Genomic DNA, 20,342 nt, shown 5'->3' on the forward strand with positions numbered 1-20,342 from the left:
GTTGCAAATTCTAAAAGCCTGGCTACCTGCCTGTCTAAGTCTGCTTTCTGGTCGGCACTTGATACTCTTGCGTATATAGCCGTTTTGCCTCCCTCCTTTTCTTCGCCGACCTTAACCAGTATTGTCCCGGTTGGGGTCTGGTAAGCCGGGACAGGCAGCTTGCCTTCTTTATACCACTTCCAGGCGGTTTTATAGTTAATTCCTTGTTTTTTTGCCCATTCGCTTAGTTTCATGTAGATATTATATCATAAAAAGTAATATTTTAACATATTTTTGTTAACAGTTGGGAACCCCCTTTAGCTATACAGGCAAAAACCCTGCCCTATTCAGGCAGGGTTTTTGCCTTAACCTGCCTATACCCATAAGGAAGTAAATTCAATTTTGCTGCTGTCAATAAGTCCACGATCAGAAAGACGCAGATTGGGGATTACAGGTAGAGCAATAAAGCCCAGGCTCAAAACCGCGTCAATCTCCGGCTTTACTCCCAGGTTTTCGGCTCTTTTCAGGATTATCTTCAGCCGGTCTTTCACTTCTTCCAGGGGAAGGGTGCTCATAAGGCCTCCTATGGGCAGAGGCAGTTCATAAAACTCCTCCTCATCCCAGAGGACTATGCCGCCTTTTATTTCTCTGAGCCGTTCCACTACTTTCAGGATCGCTTCATCTGCAACCCCAACCGCCACTATGTTATGGGAATCATGGGATATAGTCTGGGCAATAGCACCTTTTTTGAGGCCATATCCGGTTAAAAAGCCGGCTGCCATGCCGCCATTTTTGCCATGCCTTTCTATAACGGCTACTTTTAATATATCCCTTTGCGGATCAGCCTGTAAAAGCCCTCCTTCTACCCGGGGTTCTACTATCTCACATTCGGTTATAATCTGATGGGGCAAAAGCTTAATAGCCTTTACTTTATTGCTCCTGGCCGGAATATCAAGATTTAAGCTGCTTACATCTACATGTACGGTATTAGGGAAGCTATCATACAGATTGCGCTTTAACCCATCAGCAATTTCTCCATCTTTGACAATAAGCCTTCCTCTCTTAAATACCATTTTGGGAGTAAATTTTTCCAGATCCTCAAAAACATTGAGGTCTGCTAGCTTACCTGGAGCAATAATCCCTCGATCCTTAAATCCAAAATAGCGAGCCGGATTGATAGTGGCCAGCCTTAAGGCGATAACCGGATCAATTCCTTTTTTCACCAGAAAAGACAGATGCATATTAAGATGTCCTTCATTAAGGAGATCTTCGGGATGTCTATCATCTGCGCACAGGAGTAAAAACTCGGAGGTTTTTTCATTTACCAGGGAGTAAAGGTTAAAAATATCTTTAGCTGCCGAACCATAGCGCAGGAGTACATACATGCCGTAGCGCAGCTTTTCTAAGCCTTCTTCAACTGTCGCCACTTCATGATCAGATTGTACTCCAGAAGCCAGATAAGCATTAAGCCATTTATCTCCTATCATAGGAGCATGACCGGCTACTTCCATGCCCATAGCTTTAGTCTTTTCAATCTTAGTTAAAAGGTCATCATCTCCCAGAACTACCCCTGGGAAATCCATGACCTCCCCTAATCCCACTATCCGGGGATATTTGAGAGCAGCTTGCACCGCGCCCTCATCTAATTCCGCCCCGGCAGTTTCCAGAGAAGTAGCAGGAACACAGGAAGGAACCTCTAGAAATAGGTCTATTATAGCATTTTTACTGTCTTCCAGCATAAACTTTATACCTTCAAGCCCCATAACATTAGCTATTTCATGAGGATCAGCTACTACGGTAGTCGTGCCGTAAAGGGCTACCGCCTTTAAAAACTCCAAAGGAGTAACCAGCGAACTTTCAATATGCACATGGCTTTCAATAAATCCCGGAGTAACATAAGCACCGTTTAAGTCTATCACTTCATAAGCTTCATAATCTCCTAACCCCGCAATAACCCCTTCACATATAGCAATATCTTTCTCTATTATTTCACCGGTAGGCAAAAATACTACTTTCCCATTTTTGAGTAAGAGATCAGCAGGTTTTTCTCCTCTCGCCACTTCTAAAACCCGGCGCATATCCACCTTATTTTCCCCCTTTTGCTGTTAAATACCTGCTTTTATAGGCGGTATAACAAAAAAGAGGGGAGCCCCCTCTTTTTTGCCCAAACAGTTTAGTGTAAGCGCATAGCAAAGTTGATGACAAACAGAATAGCAATTATATACATCATCCAGTGCAGTTCTTTATAGCGTCCAGTTAAGATTTTAACTGCAGCATAAGCGATGAAGCCCAAACCCAATCCGGTAGCAATGCTGTAGGTCAGAGGCATTCCTATTACCATTAAGAATGCCGGAAACGCGTCAGTAAAGTCTTCAAAGTTTACATGAACGATTTCAGAGAGCATGAGGGCTCCAACGATAATCAGAGCAGGAGCTGTCGCAAACCCTGGAACCAGCCCTACCAGAGGAGCAAAAATTAGAGCCAGGATAAAGAGCACAGCAACCGTAACAGCCGTAAGTCCAGTTTTACCACCTTCAGCAATACCGGCTGCACTTTCAATATAAGAAGTCACTGTACAAGTTCCTACAACTGCACTAGTCATAGTCCCAATAGAGTCGCTTATAAATGCTTTGCCTAATTCCGGAGGCTGTCCTTCATCACCCATAAGTCCGGCTTTACGCAAAAGTCCCATCAGGGTTCCCATATTGTCAAACAGCTCAACGATAGTAAAGGTGAATATAATGTTAAATAATCCAAACTGTAAAGCTCCTTTAAGATCAAGTTGACCAAAAGTAGGTGCAAGACTAGGCAATTTAAAGCTCATAATATCACTTATGCCTTTGGGAGCAGGAACCGCCCCTACTATCATACCAGCAACGGTAGTAGCTAAAATTCCTATAATAAGGGCACCTTTTACCCTGAGGGACATAAGAACAACAGACACAATTATACCAAATATAGCTAAAAGCGCTTCCGGAGAGCCTAGGTCACCCAAGCCTACAGAAGTAGCTTCATTTGATACAACTATGCCTGCACTCTTAAGGCCTATAAAAGCTATGAACAAACCTATACCAACCGGAATAGCTGCCCTTAAAGAAGGGGGAACTGCATCAATAATCCAGGCCCGTACCTTGGTTACGGTCAGGATAAAGAACAGAACCCCGGAGAAGAATACCGCCCCTAAAGCAACTGTCCAATGCAAGCCAAAACCTAAAACAACCGTATAGGTAAAGAAGGCGTTAAGCCCCATACCAGGTGCAACGGCAATCGGATAGTTGGCTAGAAAAGCCATCAAAAGTGTTGCAATAACGGTAGCTACGATAGTTGCAGCAATAGCTGCCTCTTTGGGTATTCCAGCATCAGCCAGAATTGCCGGGTTAACAAAGATAATATAACCCAGGGTTACAAAAGTAGTAATCCCAGCAAGAATCTCGGTTTTTACACTTGAGCCGCGCTCACTGATCTTAAAAAACTTGTCCAGGGCATGTGCGTTTCCCAAAGCAATCCCTCCTGCAAATTATTTGTGCTTTAAACTGCGGGTTCCGGAACCCACTTAAATATTTTGCAATAAACATGCCAACTGCTTAACCCGCAATAACTAACATTTATAGGCTGCGGGACAGAAAAAATTACTCAGAATAATTTTCCTCCTTAGAAAATTATTCACCGCCTTAATAAAATCGAGAATTAGGAATTTTTAATACTTGATTCCCTTCTCTTGGTCCTTTCCTTAGTATGTACTGCCCATAGCTAAATATGCGAAATAGCTTTTATAAATAGCTACCTCTCTTTAAATTCCGGCCTGCGCTTTTCAAAAAATGCCCTTATAGCCTCCTTCTGGTCTTCGGTTCCACAGCAGAAGATGGATTGGATTTGTTCTAAAAGCATTCCTCCGGCTATGCTGCTGTCCAGAGAGGCATTTATCGCTTTCTTGCCAAACCTCACTGCCCAGGGCGGATTATTAACAATCCTTTTGGCCATTTTAAGTGCCCTTTCATAAAGCTGTTCTCTGGGAACTACTACCTCAACAAACCCTATTTCCCTGGCTTCCCTGGCATCTATCTCCTCACAGGCCAAAATGAGCCTTTTGGCCTGTCCTGGACCTATAAGGCGCGGCAGTCTCTGGCTTCCACCCATATCCGGCGATAAACCAAACCTTACTTCCGGTATGGCAAACCGGGCATCCTCGGAAGCTATCCTTATATCCATGCAGGTAATAAGCTCAAAACCTGAACCATAACATAAACCATGTACAGCTGCAATGCTTACCGCATTCATCTCCTGCCATCTGTTGTAAAGCCTTTGCAGCCAGGCTATATTATCTGCCACCCAGTAGGAATCAACTTTTTCTAAATCTTTTAAATCAATGCCGGCACAAAAATGTTCCCCTTCCGCTTTGATGATAACTGCCCTTACCTCCCGATGGGCATCAATCTCATCCTGAATAACAGCCATTTCCTTCCACGGCCCATATCCCATCGTATTCAAGCGATCGGGACGATTTAAAGTAATGATGGCAATAGGCCCATCCAGAACTAAATCATAAAACTCATACTTGCCCATTTTTTAGCCTCCTTTAATTTACATACAAATATAATACACCTTAAAATATTTTAGCATAATAATTAAATAAGAGAGTAAATTGCAAGCAGCCAGGCGAATAAAATAAAAAAATAAAAGGAATTATGGCTTGCACCGCGAATTTATCATCACAACCTGTTAAATTAAACTGCAGGGGGCTTGGCCAAATGGAAAAAAGCTATTTTAAGTTTACCGACTTTAACCTTCATGTTATAAGAGGATATATATGCAATATATTTCTAGTAGAGTATCCCCACGGTCTTCTACTGCTTGACTCCGGATCAATAAATGATGTAAAACGTATTGAAAAATACTGCCATGAACATTTAGGCTGTTCTCCCCATGCTATCAGACTGGCCATCGTCTCCCACATGCATCCTGACCATTCCGGAGGAGCTAATACTTTAAGGCGAAAATACGGCATACCGATTGCCGCCTATCACACTATAGACAACTGGTACAGCGGCATAGGCGGAAGACTGCAGCATAAACTGGACTGCATCATGGCTCAATCAGTTGCCCGGGGACAAAAGCGCCGTTTGGAAAGAACCTTCTTTGATCCCAGAATAAATCCAGAATATCCCTTGCAGGACGGAGATTATCTGCCTTTTTTCCCGGACTGGCAGGTTCTTTATGTGCCAGGCCATACTCTGCATGACATAGTCCTGTTTAACCGCAGGGAAGATATAATGTACATAGCAGATGTAATAGTCAATATAAAAGACAAATTCCTTTTGCCCCTTCCCGTACTGTTTAGGGATAAAATGTCTTCTTCCCTAGAAAAAATAGCCCAAACCCAGGCCTCCTTGCTTTTGCCTGCCCATGGTAAATTTATAGAAATGGAAAAAAACCCGCATCTTTTTTCCCATATGCAAAAACTTCTCTTGAAACCTCCCAGCAGCTTTGAAAAAAGAGTACACCTGCTCTCCATATACTCACCTGAGATCTGGAAAGAAAAAAAAGCTTCGTCCAAAAGCTAATTTAAAAAAAGTAAAAGCATATACCCTTTGCGGATATATGCTTTTAAAAACCTTACTTTATCATCTTATCCATGCCCAATATATGTTTATCAATCCAGTTAACTATAAAATCCAAAAGCTCCAGTATAAACTTATCCTGCTCCTCATCAACCTTTTCTAAATCGATGCTGTTTATTTTTTCTATAAAATCATTATGCTCTACCTTATGGGACAAAAACTTTTTATAGCCTATACTCTGCATATACTCTTCTTCCGATTGGAAATGATAGACAGTGTACTCTTTAAGTTCCTGCAGAATGGCCACAATCTGGTCATACTTATCAATACTCACATCATCACGCATCACCTGATAAGCCCGGCCTGCAATTTCAAAAAGCCTGCGGTGCTGTTCATCAATATGTTCTACCCCGATAGTATAATCTTCTTTCCAGTTTATCACTGCTTTCAACCTCCTTTTTTTAAATCAGCATTCATAAATTAGTTCCATCTATCATGCCCCAATTCCTTTTTACATCTATGAAAATAAAAAAGCTGCAGCTTTTACTGCAGCTCTCCCTGGCATTATGGTGCGGTGAGAGGGATTTGAACCCTCACTCCCTACTGGGAACTTGCCCCTCAAACAAGCGTGTCTGCCTATTCCACCATCACCGCATATCTTTTTTATATTAACCGGCAAAAGTTATTATATATCAATTTATCCGCAGCTGTCAACACTTAATAACTTAAACTCTGCAGATAAACCAGGGTTCGTTCCCATTAAGTTTTTTCCCCCCCTATCGGTTTTAACAATTCTATTTCATGCCAGTTGAGCATTCCCATAGAGTCTAATTTCAGGTTATTTACTTCTTTCCCTTTAAGAGCAAACTTTCTATTCTGGAACAGAAATAGACAGGCTGCATCATCAGTGATTATCTCTTCCGCCCTTTTCAAAAGTTTAATCCTTTCTCCATTGCTTTTTACTTCCGCTCTGGCTGCGTTAAGCAGCTTATCTACCTGGGGATTATAATATCCTGTATAATTGGTAAGCCCTATCATCTTACTATGGAACATGCTATACAAAAAATTATCCGCATCAGGATAATCAGCATACCAGCCCAGGCGGAAGAAAACAAAATCCCTTTCCTGCAAGCCTTTCTTAAACTCTCCCCATTCTAATGGCCTCATCCTAACCTGAATCCCTATATTCCCTAACTGTTGGGCTATGGACTCTGCTACCATCCTGTGTCCTTCATCTAGGTTATAACTGAGTATCAGAGGAGGCAGCCCTTTCCCTTCAGGATACCCTGCCTCTGCTAAAAGTTTCTTCGCCTTATCCGGATCATAGGTATATCCCCACATCTCACTCCGGTAGCTTCCCAAACCTTCCGGCACCACTCCTTTAAGCGGAATACAAGATCCTGCCAGTACATTTTCGATAATAGCCTTGCGGTCAATCGCATAATTTACCGCTCTTCTAAGCTGATAATTATCCATAAAAGGCTCCCTGTGCAAATTAAATCCTATACAGTAGGTAGCAAAAAGCTTCTTCTCTACCCAAAGGCCTTTATATTCATCCCCGGCTTTTAAGTTTTTTATCTCCGGCAAAGGAACCTTATCGAGATAATCTAGTTTACCAGCTTTATATTCATTTAAAGCTGAATAAGGATCTTTAAACCATCTTATGTTCAGAACAGAAATTCGTGGCTCCTGGCGGTGGTACTTCTCATTCTTTACCAGGATTATGCTCCCATCTTTATCCTCTTTAAACATAAAGGGCCCGGTTCCTGGAGCAACTTTTACTTTATCATCCAGATCGTATATATAAAAAACAGGATTAGTCAGCATAAAAATAAAAGCAGAATTAGGCTCTTTAAACCTTACTCTTACTGTATACTTATTTATAACTTCTATACCCGAAATTTCCGTGCTCTTCCCTTTAAGCCTCTCTTCACTGCCGGCAATCGATAAAAACATACTCATATCTGATACTTCTTTAGTGTTAATAAAACTATTTTCGAAGGATTTTTTTACATCATAGGCAGTAAATATCTTACCATTATGGAACCTCACATCAGGCTTTAAGTATAAAAGCAGGCTTTTTCCATCATTAGCATATTTCCAGTTAACTGCCAAGTTAGGCCTTATGCTTTGGCTTTCCTCATCATAACATACCAGGCCTTCATACATAGCAGAAGCTATCATCTTTTCCTCCGGGCTGGAAAACAGAGGAGGAGAAATATTATAAATATTTCCAACCACTCCGACATTAAACGGCCGTTCTTCCAGGTTGGATACGGAAATTATTCTGTTTTGCGCCCATACGATACCTATTATTAAAATAAACAAGCCCAAAAAAGATGTAATTACTGCTGCCTGTCTAAATTTTATATACAAAAATATCCCCCCATCGCATTCAGGCTATCAACAATATATTCCCACATAAGCAAATTTATTCCTTCAAGGTCCAAAAAAATAACCGGATATCCGGTTAGCTCTTTTCTATTCTTCATATATAGCTTTATAAGCTTCATAAGCTTTCAGCACATTGCGCACATAAGTCCTGGTTTCGGGAAAAGGTATTTTATCAAGCTCCTTAAGATTACCATTCCATCTTCCTTCATTCAACCATTCCCTCACATTTCCCCGTCCTGCATTATATGCTGCTATAACCAGAGGCAAATTGCCTTTATATTCCCGGGAAAGATCAGCCAGATACCAGCAGCCAAAAGCTATATTAACCTCGGGATCATACAAAGAAGTTATATCAAAATTATTAATACCTTTCTGTTTGGCTATCCAAAACGCAGTATCCGGCATAATCTGCATTAGTCCCCTGGCTCCGGCTGAAGATTCAGCTGCTGTCTGATATTTACTTTCAGTGCGCATGATGGCAAAAACCAGATATGGATCTATATTGTTCTTGCCCGCTTCAGCAAATACTATTTCACTATGCGGTTTAGGGTAAAAAAAGGTAATCCATTTGGGAAAAGTTAAAACAAGTGCTAAAAATACCAAAATAGAAATCCATATTATAACTTCTAACGGCGAAGACTTTTTTCTTCTCAAATCTAAACCTCCAGGCTCAATATATACTTATACTTAATAATTTATTTTAAGGATCTCCCACTATTTCATTAAAATATTTAACAGTTTTAGCCATGGTCTCTTCCAAGCTGTGACGATTATCTATTACCACCTTGGCTCTCCTGGCTTTCTCATCCAACGGCATTTGAGCACTAATCCTCTTAACCGCATCCTCAACACTTATCTTATCTCGCCTGCACAGCCTCTCTATTTGCGTTTCATAGTCTACCCATACTACCCAGACTTCATCACATATGCGGTCCATATGGGTTTCATACAATAAAGGCACTTCCAGAACTATAACTGAATCGCTCTTCTCAGCCTTAAGCCTTTGTATCTCCTCCTTAAAAAACTCCATAATCCGCGGATGGGTTATGTTGTTTAATTTTTGTAAAAGGTCAGGATTATTGAATACTATCTTCCCTAATCTTTCACGATTTACAGTCTTATCAGCATTTAACACCTCTTCCCCAAATTCTTCAACAATATCATACCAGGCCGGTTTATAAGGTTCTATTATCATATGGGCAACCTTATCTGCATCAATAACATAAGCCCCCAATTGCGCAAGTTTTTTAGCTACCGTACTTTTCCCACTGGCAATCCCGCCAGTTAATCCTATTATTTTCACCTATTATCACCATCTCTTAAAAGAATTCCAGCATGCCAATAGTTATAAAAATCAAACCTGAAACTAATGCCGATAAATGTTTATATTTATGGCTCTGAACCAAATTTCCTGCCCCAAGCCCAACCTTTACTAAGATAAATTTTATCATACCAACCAGGGCAGCAGTAAACAAAATATCAAAACCAGCCATGGCCAGACCTATCCCGGCCCCGAAAGCATCCATAGCCAAAGCCATACCTAAAAAGAAAGCTTCCCGGCTGCTTATCTCGCCTGAACAATCAAAATCAGCCTTCACAGGTTCCTTCAATATCAGGATAATTATTCCCAGTGATTTTATGCTAAAAGTCAACAGAGGCTCATCTTCTTGTGGCCATGCTGATATCCTTTCCCGGCAGGCACAAAACAAAAAATAAAGGCCTACTAATACCAGCATAAACCCTCCTGCCATCTTCGCCCCTTGTGGAGATAAAAAAAGGCTTAATCCTTTGCCACACAACATGGAAAGGGTTACAGCACCTGCAGAAGCTAAGGATATAACCAGGAGAGAAAGCAGGGGGATCTTTATCTTTCTTATTCCATATGCCGTTCCTACCATAAAGCCATCTGCGCTCACCGCCAGGGAAAACAGCAAAATAGATAAAAGCTCCATATAAATTCCACTCCTATCCAGTTAGTAATTTTGTAAGCACTATATATATATGGATAAGAGCGGTAAAGTGTGAAACCCCTACTTCTGGCATTCCGGGCAAAAATAGCTGCTTCTTCCCCCTATCTTTTCCCGGCTAATCTTAGCACCGCAGCGTGGACAGGCCTCACCTTCCCGTCCGTACACGGCAAGAAAGTTTTGGAAATTGCCCTTTCTCCCATATCCATCCCTGTAATCGCGAAAAGTAGTACCTTTTGCTTCTATGCTCCTCAATAAAACTTCCTTTATTGCTTTACATAAAGCTTCTACTTCATCATGGGTTAGGCTGCACGCTTTTCTATCCGGCCTTATCCCGGAAGCAAAAAGCGCTTCATCGGCATATATGTTGCCTATACCGGCTACCACCTTCTGCTGGAGCAAAAGGCTTTTAATCGCCGTCTTATGCCTTTTGGCTATTTCACTCAGATAGGCACAGTTGAAATCATCATGCAGGGGTTCTTTCCCCATACAGCTAAAAAAACTTTCCCGGTCTTTAACCAGCCAGATCCCGCCAAAACGCCGGGGATCCTGATAAACAAGCTTGTAAGCATTGTCCAAATAAATTATGCAGTGGATATGGGGCTGGTCTATTAAAATTTCTTCCTCAACGACAAAAAAACGTCCACTCATGCCCAAATGCAAGATAATATGCAAATCTTTTTCCAGTTTTAAAATCAGAAACTTGCCCCTGCGCCCGATATCCTCTATTTTTTGCCCATAAAGCTCTTTAAAATCATAATCTTTGCTCCGTACAACATCTTCCCGCCGCATATCGACATGTCTGATGCGGGCTCCGCATAAAAAAGCCAGCGATCTTCTTATAGTTTCTACTTCCGGCAATTCAGGCAAAGCTATACCTCCTACTAAGACTTCCCTAATTCTAAAGGCTGCATATCATACCAGTTAGGTCCAACTTTAATCGCTACTTCCAGGGGCACTTTAAGCCTTATAGCATTCTCCATGCCCTGCTTTATAAGAGCTGCCGTTTCTTCCAGCTCGTCCCTGGGCACTTCGAAAATCAGGTCATCGTGTACCTGCAAAAGCATTTTGGCTTTTAAGCCTCGTTTTTTTAGCTCTTCATCAATCCTGAGCATCGCCAGCTTAATTATATCGGCCGAAGTGCCCTGTATAGGCGTGTTAAGTGCCATACGCCTGGCTAAAGCCTGCAAAGTTTTATTGGGGGAATTAAGTTCCGGCAAATACCGCCTTCTTTTTAATATCGTCTCTACATAACCATATTTTTTACCCATCTCAACTATTTCTTCCATATACCTCTTGACCCCAGGATAACTGTTAAGGTATTTTTCAATATATTCTCTAGCTTCCTTCCGGCTTACTCCGGTATCCCTGGCCAATCCAAAATCACTTATACCATAAATAATACCAAAATTAACTGCTTTGGCCCGCCTTCGCAATTCCTCGTCCACCTTCTCCAGGGGAACCTTAAATATTTCACTTGCGGTACGCCTGTGTATATCTATCCCTTTAACAAAAGTATCGATAAGCACCTCATCACCGCTTATATGTGCCAGAGATCGCAAATCTATCTGCGAATAATCAGCCGACAAGAGTACATGATCTTCATCGCAGGCTACAAAAGCTTTCCTTATTCTGCGTCCTTCTTCCATTTTTACCGGAATATTTTGTAAATTGGGCTCCACACTGGACAACCTGCCGGTTACCGTCTGCGCCTGCTTAAAAATAGTATGTACCCTGCCCGTTACCGGATGAATAAGATTTGCCAGGGCATCAGTATAAGTTGACTTCAGTTTAGCCAGTTGCCTATAGCCTAATATATAAGGTATTATTTCATGCTGATCATATAGTTCTTCTAAAACCTCAACTCCGGTAGCATATCCCGTCTTAGTCTTTTTTACCACCTTTAAACCCAAATCTTCAAACAATACTTTTCCCAATTGTTTGGGAGAATTAATATTAAACTCGCCACCTGCCAGGGTATAAATTTTCTCCTCATATTTTTTTATGCGGTTGGCAAACTCTGCGGTCAGCTCTTCTAAAACCCTTTTATCCACCTTTATTCCTGCCATCTCCATATCGGCAAGTATAAAGGAGAGCGGCATCTCTACCCTATCCAAAAGTTCAATAAGCTCGGCAGGGGTTTCTTGATAAATTACCTGGTAAAGATCATTAAACATACCGACCTGTAAAGGGATATCGCTTTTTTCCACTCTAATTCCCAAGAACCGGGTAAAAAGCTGACAGATATCCTCAGCATCCAGAGCCGGGTCATGAACATAAGAGAGCAAAAGGATATCCCCTTTTAAACCTCGCAAACTTACACCATAGCGGCTCAGGATAACCTGCATAAACTTGGCATTATGCACAACTTTCTTTATATTTTCATCTTCCAAAAGAGGCCTTAGCCACAAGATTTTCTCTTCCTCATCTAAATGCAAACGATATACATCTTTTCCTAGCGCACAGAAAATATCTTCTATCCTGGCCCACATAGGATGATGATAATCGGCCTTGAAAGCTAAAGCTATTTCTCCTTCGCGTTTCGCCCTTTGTACCAGCTCTAAAGCCTCTTTTTCACCCTTTACTTCCCTGACCTCCAAAGAAGGAAGGGTGGAGGTTTCCGGCATCAGCCCTGATCCTTTCTTTTCCAGAGCCTGTAAAAAACTGTTAAATTCTAGTTTCTGGTACAGGTCTTTTAAAACCTGCCAATCTGGTTCCCGCCTTTTAAATTTTTCCTCATCCCAGGCAATATCCACATTTCTTTTGATAGTCGCCAGTTCCCGGCTTAAAAATGCTATATCCTTTTGTTCCTTTAGCTTTTCGGCCAGCTTGCCCCCTTTTATCTCATCAATGTGCGCATACAGGTTTTCTAAATCCCCGTATTCTTTAATCAGTTTAACAGCAGTTTTAGGTCCTATCCCGTCCACCCCGGGAATATTATCAGAGCTATCCCCCATTAAAGCTTTTACCTCCACCAAACGATAAGGCTCTACTCCCCATTTATTTTTTACTTCTTCTTCATCATACACGGCTATATCAGTTATCCCTTTGCGGCTCATCAATACCTTTACTTTATCCGATACCAGCTGCAGAGCATCGCCATCACCAGTTACAATAACTGTATCTATACCTCTTTGTTCTGCCTTATAACTCAAAGTGCCTATAATATCATCGGCTTCATACCCTTCCTGCTCCAGATATGTTATGTTAAGGGCATCCAAAACCTGGCGTATAAGCGCAAACTGTCCTAAAAGCTCATCGGGAGCTGCAACCCGGTTAGCCTTGTAATCGCCATACATCTCCTGGCGAAAAGTTTTTTTATCTTTATCAAAAGCTACTACTACATGGGTAGGGTTTTCCTGTTCCAGAACCCGGTTAAGCATAGTTAAAAAACCATAAACCGCATTGGTAAAAACCCCTTCCCGATTGTGCAGAAGGGGCAGAGCATAAAAAGCCTTAAAAAGCAGGCTGTTCCCATCTACCAGCATAAGTTTTTCTCCACTCATAAAACCCACTCTCCGCAAGGTTACTCTTGATTTATTATAACCATTCTTAACCTGGTTAGGTTAAAAAATAATAAAAAAACAGGACACCCTGTCCTGTTTAAGCTCTTCTATTTTTACGGCTTAACATTTTCCACCAGATATACCTTCAAGGTAATTTTAGCCATCTTCCCTTCGATATCATTTTTTACCCCGTTTAATTCCTGCAGCTTCTTCTCTAAATCAGCTTTAGCTTCAGCATTCCCTTCCTTTTCTGCCTGGGCTATTTTTTCGTTTAATATATTAATTTCTTCCTGCACTTTATTATACTGTTCGGTTAAGGATACCTGATTACGGGAAGTATCGCTTACTTCTCCCAGTAAGCTTAATTGCTGTATTATGCTGTCAGCTTTATCTTTTTCTACCGCTAACTCGATGGTTTTAGTAGCTTCTCCCGAAAGCGGCTGCATACTATCAACTATTTTATATTCTGCCCCGCTAGCCTGCGCCAGTTTTATGACTTCCTGGGTCGATTTGTCAATATCACCTACTTTAATCTGGGCAGCCAGCTGTTCGGCTACATATATACCGCCAGCAGATTTTTTACCTGGGACAGCAGGTTTCACCGTCTCTTTATCGGTTACAGCAACATTTCCGCCATCATTATCTTCATCTTCCGTAAAGGGCGCCTGAGCTACCCTTTTTTCTTCTTTTCCTATGCCTGTTATCCCCATTATGCGGTCTAGAGGCCCTTTTCCAACTATGGCCACATTTTTGCCTGCTTCACTATCTTTATCCCGCCATAGAAAAGCTATGTTTTCTACTGGTAAAATACTGTTGATATATATACCGATAAGAAGAGCAATACCAGCAATCCCGGCTGCCATCCATCCCTGTCTTTTGGGTTTGGCTGCCTCGCGCAGGGAAAATACTTTATTCTTTTCTTCCACAATACGTTTGCGCACATCAAGAACCAATCCTTCTGGACAAGGAGGAACCTCCATTTTATTAAGGCAAAGAGCTATAAACTGCATTCTTTCCAGTTCCTCACGACAAGATGGACATTCAGCCAGATGCTCTTTAACTAATCTATTCTCTTTTTCATTAGTCATTCCATCCATATAAGGGGACAACAGGTCCTTTATCTGATTGCACCTCATGATATCTTTCCTCCTCGCTTTTTTAGACGAGAGGATTAAAACAAAAGTTCCTTCTCCTCAATTTTTTTGCGCAAAATATTTCTGGCCCGGTTCAGCCTGGATTTTACCGTTCCTACGGAACAGTTTAGTATTTGTGCTATTTCCTCATAGCTTAAATCCATCATATCCCTTAAAACGATAATAGTTTTATGTTCAGGTTTCATCTGATTGAGAAAGGTCCATATGTATTCGGAAAATTCCCGTCTTTCATATATTATGTCCGCTCCTGGTGAAGGATCAATTATATCTTTTTCCAGCTCATCGCCATCTTCCGTAGCTAGAGGCTCATCCAGCGATAGAGGAATAACCCTGCGTTTGCGCCTCCTCAATTCATCTAAACACACATTGGTAGCTACCCGGTAAAGCCAGGTACCAAAGCTGGAATTTCCCTTAAAAGTCCTTAAAGAACGAAAAGCTTTTAAAAAAATTTCCTGGGTTATATCATAAGCATCTTCTTCATTTCCCATATATCGATAAGCCAGGGCGTATACCTTATTCTGATAGCGTAAAACTAGTTCTTCAAAAGCTGCCACATCTCCCTTAAGACTCTTCTTTACCAGCTGCTCATCTGTATACATGATGCGAATTCCCCTTTTGGCAGTTATTTTCTCGCCTCTCTTTAGTATGATGGATTTCCTTACTCAAAATTTTCGGCAAAATAGGGCAAAATCCTTTTTCCGCATTATGGAATAAATGGTATTGCTCTGATGAAAAACATACCTTTTATATTTTATGCCTTTTTCATCCGTCTTGACAATAAACCCCCCAGTCTTTATAATAATATTGCGTTTGAATTAAACAATAAGCCAGAGTGTCGGAATTGGCAGACGAGCGCGACTCAAAATCGTGTGCCTTTGGCGTGTGGGTTCGAGTCCCACCTCTGGCACCATAGAGCTAAAAAGCAGTAGAGATACTGCTTTTTATTTTTGTAACAGGCGATATTGCTAAATTATTTCCAATATTCTAAAATCTAATTGTACATCTGCTTTTTAATCGGGGGAGGAGTTAGTCCATGCGCAAAGAATATATCGTATTTTTTTCCCTGATCCTGGCAGCTGCCATAACTGCTGGTTCCACATTAAGCCTGGCCGCTAATGCCCAGGCTCTGGCCAAATACAGCACTGCCCAGCCTCAAACAGAAAAGACAACATCTCCCGCGGAAGAAGAAGACAAAACTTCTTCTCTCAAGCAAGAAGAAAAAAAAGAAGAAATTTCTTCTTCTTATTTCCATAAGGATAACGCAAATAATCCGCAAATCAGCTATATTTATATTGCCGATAGGAATAAACCGGTAAATTTAACCGAAGAACAAAAAAAAGAAGTCATCTCCCTGCTCAAAGAGCTGGGTATGCAAAATGAAGAAGAATACACCTCTTTTTTGCAGGAGTTTCAGCAGCAGCGTAATTTACCCCCTACCGGACAATTAGATACCTTCACCCTGGAGTTGATAATCAATCAGGTCCAGATCGAGCGCGCTTTGGCTCAAATCCGGGCTGCCCACCGTCGTTAATCATCTCCAAATTATTTTTTAAATATTTTTTATTTTTATTTTTTATAAAAACGACAAAAATGGTATAAAACTTTTTTCTTAAATGTGCTATTATTATTTATGTGGAGAGGAATGCAATTACCCCTTTAATTTTTCCTTTCTTAGTTGCCAGTAATAATTTAGTAACCAGCAAATATAATAATATATTGGGACAGGCTCTATTTTGTACTTTTTAGAAATCGGTTTTGTGTTTAAGCATAAATGCCCGCTAATTATTTTAGCCATTTATGGGGGGTGATAAAAAAGAAGGCAGGATTTTATTTAATAACAGGGAAGCAAAATTTTTTAAAAATTATGAGGGGGTAATATGATGGCTATTGAAAAAATTGCTGTTTTAGGTGCTGGAACAATGGGAATGGGTATTACCTGGGCAGTTGCTGGCGCAGGTAAAAAGGTCATTGTTTATGATATCAAACAGGAAATCGTAGATGGTTGTATCGCTAAAATAGGCAAAGGATTGGCCAAAGCTGAAGAAAAAGGACAGGTTCCTGCCGGCGCTAAAGATTTTGTATTAGGTAACATTACCGGAACTACTAATTTACAGGACATCGCTGAAGTAGATTTCGTTATTGAAACAGTAGTTGAAAATCTCGAAATAAAGAAAGACCTCTATAAGAAACTCTCGGACATCGTAAAGCCGGAAGTAATTGTTGCCACCAACACTTCTTCTCTGCCCATAACGGAAATTGCTGCTGCTTATGCAAGACCTGATAAGGTTGTAGGTATGCACTTCTTCAATCCTGCTATGGTTATGCAGTTAATAGAAGTTATCCCTGCTCTCCAAACTTCCGAAGAAACTGTTGAAGCTGTAATAGCTCTCTCCAAAGAAATCGGCAAGAAGCCTATAAAAGTAAAAGAAGGTCCGGGCTTTGTTGTAAACCGCATCCTCATCCCCGGAATGAACGAAGCTGCTTTCATACTCATGGAAGGGTTAGCAACTATCGAAGATATCGACAAAGCTATGCGGCTTGGTGCTGGATGGCCGATGGGTCCGTTCACCTTGGCTGACATGGTTGGTCTTGACATAGCTCTCGAAGTTGCCAACGTACTCTTCAGAGAAACTGGCGATCCCAAATATCGTCCTGCTCCCATTATCAAACAGTATGTACGTGCTGGATGGCTGGGAAGAAAAACAGGCCGCGGCTTCTATGATTACAGCCAGCAGAAGTAATTTTTAAGCGGGGGAATTAGAAGGAGGTTAATTCATGTCCTATCGTGAAAAACAATATGAAACTATATTAGTTAGAATGGAAGAACCCGGCATTTTGATCATGCAGCTCAATCGTCCCAAAGCTTTCAATGCTGTAAATCCCACCGTACTAGATGAAGCTTATGAGGTTTTAAGCGGAGCTAATGACGATCCGGAAGTAAAGGTTATAATTATAACCGGTAATGAAAACGCTTTTGCCGCTGGTGCCGACCTGGCAGCAGTCAAAGACTACAATGCTTTCCAGGCTCGAGACTTCCTGGATAAAGTACATCGCACTATCTTTGCTATCGAAGACAACCATAAACCGGTAATCGCCGCTGTAAACGGCCTGGCTTTAGGCGGCGGGCTGGAAATGGTTTTAGCAGCTGATATCAGGATAGTTGCCGATAATGCTACTCTTGGCCTTCCGGAAATCAACCTGGGTATATTCCCGGGTGCAGGAGGGACCCAGAGATTTCCGCGTTCTGCTTCCATCTGCATAGCCAAGCAGTATATATTCACCGGCGAATTCTTCAATGCCCAGATCGCTGAAAAAATCGGCCTAGTGAATATGGTAGTTCCGGCTGCTGAAGTTATGAATGAAGCTATTAAATTTGCCAAGAAACTGTGCAAGAAATCTCCTCTGGCTTTAAGAGAAGCCAAGAACGCTATCAATATGTCCATGAATACCGATATTAAAACGGGAAGCCGCTTAGAACAGCTCGGCTGGTCCATGCTCTTCGCTTCTGAAGACCAGAAAGAAGGCATGTACGCCTTCCTGGAAAAGAGAAAAGCCGAGTTCAAAGGTAAATAATATTATTAAGGCCTGAAAAACGGTTTAGCGGTTTAAACTGAAAACCACTCTTTTAAAAAGGTCTGCACTCTATAAAGTTTAAGCCGTAAACCTGACGGAAAAAATAGAAAAGGCTGCCTTGAAGGCAGCCTTTTTTTTGCTGACAGGCTCTATTTTACCTGGGCTAATCCCTGGTATACTTTGCCGCGTGGAGTATCCATGGTTATTATCATACCATCTTTCAATATACTGGTAGCATTCGCTGCTCCTACAATAACCGGGATATGATAAGTAAGTCCCATAATAGCTGCATTAGAAGTAAGTCCTCCTTCTTCAGCAATAAGGCCAGCTATTTTTTCCAGACAGGGAGCGAGCATTTCATCTGCCCCAGTAGTTACAACTATATCGCCTGCTTCTACTTTGGCTAAATCATCCGGATGAACTACTATTTTTACCCTGCCGCTTACGGCATCGCCTATCCCCATACCTTCCAGCAAGATATTACCCACCACATGCACCTTCAAAAGATTAGTCCCTCCCGAAACGCTTGCTCTAGTACCGGCAGTAAGCACTACCAGATCTCCATGTTTGATATAACCATTTTCTAAGGCTTTTTTTATCGATTCTTCAAAAAGCGCATCTGTCCCCTCGGTTTCATCAATAACTACCGGATATACTCCCCATACCAGGGCTAATTTATTAAATACCCGCCTATCCGGGGTAGCAGCAATAATCTTGGCCTGCGGCCGGTACTTGGCTACCATCTTGGCTGTATAGCCAGTACGGGTAGCAGTTATTATGGCTCCGGCATCCAGGTTGGCAGCCGTCGCACAGGTAGCATAACTTATAGCATCAGTCACCGAATTAGTACGGTGCAAAGCCTTGCGGCGCAGGATTTCATCATAAGCCAGATCTTCTTCTGCCCTTTTAGCAATACGGGCCATAGTTTCCACTACTATGACCGGATACTTGCCGGCAGCTGTCTCTCCGGAAAGCATTACTGCATCTGCTCCCCCGAATATAGCATTGGCTACATCAGAAACTTCCGCCCGGGTAGGACGCGGGTTATTGATCATGGATTCCAGCATCTGGGTAGCTATGATTACCATTTTGCCCGCCTGATTGCACTTTTCCACTATCTTGCGCTGCACCAGAGGCACTTCTTCTGCCGGTATCTCTACCCCTAAATCGCCCCTGGCCACCATAATGCCGTCAGCAACTTTTATTATGTCATCCAGGTTATTTACGGCTTCCTGGCTTTCTATTTTAGCAATTATATCGATATCAGCCCCCCTGCTTTCTAAAATGCGCCTTATCTCCAGAACATCATCTGCTGTGCGGACAAAAGAAGCCGCAATATAATCTACCTCATTTTCAATGCCGAAAATTATATCTTCCTTATCCTTTTCACTTAGAAAAGGCAGGTTAAGAGGAACACCGGGAATATTTACCCCCTTTTTTTCTCCTAACTCGCCCCCGTTTATTACCCGGCAAACTATGTCGGTCCCCTTAATCTCTTCTACCAGAAGGCTTATAAGGCCATCAGCCAAAAGAATCGAAGTCCCTATTTCTATTTCTTCCGGCAAATGCGGGTAATTTACATGTACCTCCTTTTCATTGCCTATAATATCCCGGGTAGTAAGAACAAACCTCTGCCCGCTTAAAAGCTTTACTTTTCCTTTTTCCAGTTTCCCGGTTCTTATTTCCGGGCCCTTGGTATCCAGCATTATAGCCAGGGGTTCTCTTTTATCCCGCGCCACCAAACGAAGATTATCAATCCTTCTTTTATGTTCTTCGTGCGTGCCATGAGAAAAATTAAGCCGGGCCACATTCATGCCTTTTTGCAACATCTCTTCCAGTATTTCCACCTTTTCACTGGCTGGTCCAATAGTACAAATTATCTTAGTCTTGCGCATATATTCACCTCTTCCTTAAAATCTTCCCTTTCCCCCAGGCCTACTGCTCTTGCCCTCTTTTTATTTGCTTCCGCCCCCTGCACTTTCACTGGTTATAACTCCATGTTTAGTATAAATCTGGGCATGACCGCGTATCTTCATAGCCGAAGTATGTTCGGTAAACTGAAGGAGCATAACTTCCCCTTTATCCAGTTTTTCTGTATGATGAAACTTGGTATCTTTGCCTCTGGTCAGTCCTATAATGGTAACCCCGTTTTCTAAAGCCTTTACCACTACATATTCCTCTCCCAGGTAGTTATGATTCATAAGACTCCCT

Annotated in this window: 18 protein-coding genes, 2 tRNA genes and 1 pseudogene; 5 read left to right on the forward strand and 16 right to left on the reverse strand. The window is 41.7% G+C overall.

Annotated elements, in window-relative coordinates:
- The 4 genes and pseudogenes from BUB92_RS05200 to BUB92_RS05215 all read right to left on the reverse strand — a co-directional run.
- A pseudogene (locus BUB92_RS05200) lies at positions 1 to 233 on the reverse strand (recombinase family protein); the annotation flags it as partial.
- A gap of 120 nt (positions 234 to 353) precedes the next feature.
- The gene (ade, locus tag BUB92_RS05205) at positions 354 to 2,057 is read right to left on the reverse strand and encodes an adenine deaminase (RefSeq protein ID WP_073091167.1); all 1,704 of its coding nucleotides are present in this window, start codon (positions 2,055 to 2,057) and stop codon (positions 354 to 356) included.
- A 95-nt stretch (positions 2,058 to 2,152) separates the two neighbouring features.
- Positions 2,153 to 3,478, reverse strand: coding sequence for an NCS2 family permease (locus BUB92_RS05210; protein ID WP_073091054.1), 1,326 nt, complete (start codon positions 3,476 to 3,478; stop codon positions 2,153 to 2,155).
- A gap of 281 nt (positions 3,479 to 3,759) precedes the next feature.
- A complete protein-coding gene (locus tag BUB92_RS05215; RefSeq protein ID WP_073091057.1) occupies positions 3,760 to 4,542 on the reverse strand; it encodes an enoyl-CoA hydratase/isomerase family protein in 783 nt (260 codons plus the stop codon).
- 185 nt (positions 4,543 to 4,727) lie between these two features.
- Here BUB92_RS05215 and BUB92_RS05220 point away from each other — a divergent pair, with 185 nt between their 5' ends.
- Positions 4,728 to 5,540 (forward strand): MBL fold metallo-hydrolase, encoded by an 813-nt coding sequence (locus BUB92_RS05220; RefSeq protein ID WP_073091059.1) that lies wholly within the window; start codon positions 4,728 to 4,730, stop codon positions 5,538 to 5,540.
- Between the two features lie 52 nt (positions 5,541 to 5,592).
- Here the strand turns inward: BUB92_RS05220 and BUB92_RS05225 are convergent, their stop codons facing one another.
- From BUB92_RS05225 to BUB92_RS05270, 10 genes are all read right to left on the reverse strand, one after another.
- Positions 5,593 to 5,979 carry a bacteriohemerythrin gene (locus BUB92_RS05225; RefSeq protein ID WP_073091061.1) on the reverse strand — a complete coding sequence of 129 codons (387 nt, stop codon included), beginning with the start codon at positions 5,977 to 5,979 and terminating at the stop codon, positions 5,593 to 5,595.
- Between the two features lie 125 nt (positions 5,980 to 6,104).
- Positions 6,105 to 6,191 (reverse strand) — tRNA-Leu (locus BUB92_RS05230).
- Between the two features lie 105 nt (positions 6,192 to 6,296).
- Positions 6,297 to 7,913 carry an ABC transporter substrate-binding protein gene (locus BUB92_RS05235; protein WP_073091064.1) on the reverse strand — a complete coding sequence of 539 codons (1,617 nt, stop codon included), beginning with the start codon at positions 7,911 to 7,913 and terminating at the stop codon, positions 6,297 to 6,299.
- 105 nt (positions 7,914 to 8,018) lie between these two features.
- Positions 8,019 to 8,585: a lytic transglycosylase domain-containing protein gene (locus BUB92_RS05240; protein WP_073091066.1), complete on the reverse strand. Its 567-nt coding sequence runs from the start codon at positions 8,583 to 8,585 to the stop codon at positions 8,019 to 8,021.
- A gap of 46 nt (positions 8,586 to 8,631) precedes the next feature.
- A complete protein-coding gene (gene coaE / locus BUB92_RS05245) occupies positions 8,632 to 9,234 on the reverse strand; it encodes a dephospho-CoA kinase (protein WP_073091068.1) in 603 nt (200 codons plus the stop codon).
- Positions 9,235 to 9,250: 16 nt separating this feature from the next.
- Positions 9,251 to 9,883 (reverse strand): sporulation membrane protein YtaF, encoded by a 633-nt coding sequence (gene ytaF, locus BUB92_RS05250; protein WP_073091071.1) that lies wholly within the window; start codon positions 9,881 to 9,883, stop codon positions 9,251 to 9,253.
- A gap of 78 nt (positions 9,884 to 9,961) precedes the next feature.
- Positions 9,962 to 10,768, reverse strand: coding sequence for a bifunctional DNA-formamidopyrimidine glycosylase/DNA-(apurinic or apyrimidinic site) lyase (gene mutM, locus BUB92_RS05255; protein ID WP_073091073.1), 807 nt, complete (start codon positions 10,766 to 10,768; stop codon positions 9,962 to 9,964).
- Positions 10,769 to 10,782: 14 nt separating this feature from the next.
- Positions 10,783 to 13,404, reverse strand: a complete 2,622-nt coding sequence (polA, locus tag BUB92_RS05260; RefSeq protein WP_073091075.1) for a DNA polymerase I — start codon at positions 13,402 to 13,404, stop codon at positions 10,783 to 10,785.
- Positions 13,405 to 13,517: 113 nt separating this feature from the next.
- Positions 13,518 to 14,540: a zf-HC2 domain-containing protein gene (locus BUB92_RS05265; protein ID WP_073091078.1), complete on the reverse strand. Its 1,023-nt coding sequence runs from the start codon at positions 14,538 to 14,540 to the stop codon at positions 13,518 to 13,520.
- A 35-nt stretch (positions 14,541 to 14,575) separates the two neighbouring features.
- Positions 14,576 to 15,157 carry an RNA polymerase sigma factor gene (locus tag BUB92_RS05270; RefSeq protein WP_073091080.1) on the reverse strand — a complete coding sequence of 194 codons (582 nt, stop codon included), beginning with the start codon at positions 15,155 to 15,157 and terminating at the stop codon, positions 14,576 to 14,578.
- Positions 15,158 to 15,384: 227 nt separating this feature from the next.
- Between BUB92_RS05270 and BUB92_RS05275 the strand changes: the two genes are divergently transcribed.
- The 4 genes from BUB92_RS05275 to BUB92_RS05290 all read left to right on the forward strand — a co-directional run bounded on the left by BUB92_RS05275 (position 15,385) and on the right by BUB92_RS05290 (position 18,131).
- Positions 15,385 to 15,468 (forward strand) — tRNA-Leu (locus BUB92_RS05275).
- Between the two features lie 123 nt (positions 15,469 to 15,591).
- Positions 15,592 to 16,089: a peptidoglycan-binding protein gene (locus tag BUB92_RS05280; protein WP_073091082.1), complete on the forward strand. Its 498-nt coding sequence runs from the start codon at positions 15,592 to 15,594 to the stop codon at positions 16,087 to 16,089.
- 355 nt (positions 16,090 to 16,444) lie between these two features.
- Positions 16,445 to 17,299, forward strand: coding sequence for a 3-hydroxyacyl-CoA dehydrogenase family protein (locus BUB92_RS05285; RefSeq protein ID WP_073091170.1), 855 nt, complete (start codon positions 16,445 to 16,447; stop codon positions 17,297 to 17,299).
- A gap of 34 nt (positions 17,300 to 17,333) precedes the next feature.
- Positions 17,334 to 18,131 carry an enoyl-CoA hydratase/isomerase family protein gene (locus BUB92_RS05290; protein WP_073091085.1) on the forward strand — a complete coding sequence of 266 codons (798 nt, stop codon included), beginning with the start codon at positions 17,334 to 17,336 and terminating at the stop codon, positions 18,129 to 18,131.
- A 149-nt stretch (positions 18,132 to 18,280) separates the two neighbouring features.
- Here BUB92_RS05290 and pyk read toward each other — a convergent pair whose 3' ends face one another.
- Both pyk and mtrB read right to left on the reverse strand, forming a co-directional pair.
- Positions 18,281 to 20,026 (reverse strand): pyruvate kinase, encoded by a 1,746-nt coding sequence (gene pyk, locus BUB92_RS05295; protein ID WP_073091087.1) that lies wholly within the window; start codon positions 20,024 to 20,026, stop codon positions 18,281 to 18,283.
- Positions 20,027 to 20,086: 60 nt separating this feature from the next.
- Positions 20,087 to 20,332: a trp RNA-binding attenuation protein MtrB gene (gene mtrB / locus BUB92_RS05300; protein WP_073091091.1), complete on the reverse strand. Its 246-nt coding sequence runs from the start codon at positions 20,330 to 20,332 to the stop codon at positions 20,087 to 20,089.
- Between the last annotated feature and the right edge of the window lie 10 nt (positions 20,333 to 20,342).

This window comes from Thermosyntropha lipolytica DSM 11003 (genome assembly GCF_900129805.1).
In the GTDB taxonomy this organism is placed as follows: domain Bacteria; phylum Bacillota; class Syntrophomonadia; order Syntrophomonadales; family Syntrophomonadaceae; genus Thermosyntropha; species Thermosyntropha lipolytica.

Coding starts and splice junctions, on each gene's coding strand:
- ade (WP_073091167.1), bottom strand. CDS start 2,057: ATGCGCCGGGTTTTAGAAGTGGCGAGAGGAGAAAAACCTGCTGATCTC.
- BUB92_RS05215 (WP_073091057.1), bottom strand. CDS start 4,542: ATGGGCAAGTATGAGTTTTATGATTTAGTTCTGGATGGGCCTATTGCC.
- BUB92_RS05220 (WP_073091059.1), top strand. CDS start 4,728: ATGGAAAAAAGCTATTTTAAGTTTACCGACTTTAACCTTCATGTTATA.
- ytaF (WP_073091071.1), bottom strand. CDS start 9,883: ATGGAGCTTTTATCTATTTTGCTGTTTTCCCTGGCGGTGAGCGCAGAT.
- polA (WP_073091075.1), bottom strand. CDS start 13,404: ATGAGTGGAGAAAAACTTATGCTGGTAGATGGGAACAGCCTGCTTTTT.
- BUB92_RS05265 (WP_073091078.1), bottom strand. CDS start 14,540: ATGAGGTGCAATCAGATAAAGGACCTGTTGTCCCCTTATATGGATGGA.
- BUB92_RS05270 (WP_073091080.1), bottom strand. CDS start 15,157: ATGTATACAGATGAGCAGCTGGTAAAGAAGAGTCTTAAGGGAGATGTG.
- BUB92_RS05280 (WP_073091082.1), top strand. CDS start 15,592: ATGCGCAAAGAATATATCGTATTTTTTTCCCTGATCCTGGCAGCTGCC.
- BUB92_RS05290 (WP_073091085.1), top strand. CDS start 17,334: ATGTCCTATCGTGAAAAACAATATGAAACTATATTAGTTAGAATGGAA.
- pyk (WP_073091087.1), bottom strand. CDS start 20,026: ATGCGCAAGACTAAGATAATTTGTACTATTGGACCAGCCAGTGAAAAG.
- mtrB (WP_073091091.1), bottom strand. CDS start 20,332: ATGAATCATAACTACCTGGGAGAGGAATATGTAGTGGTAAAGGCTTTA.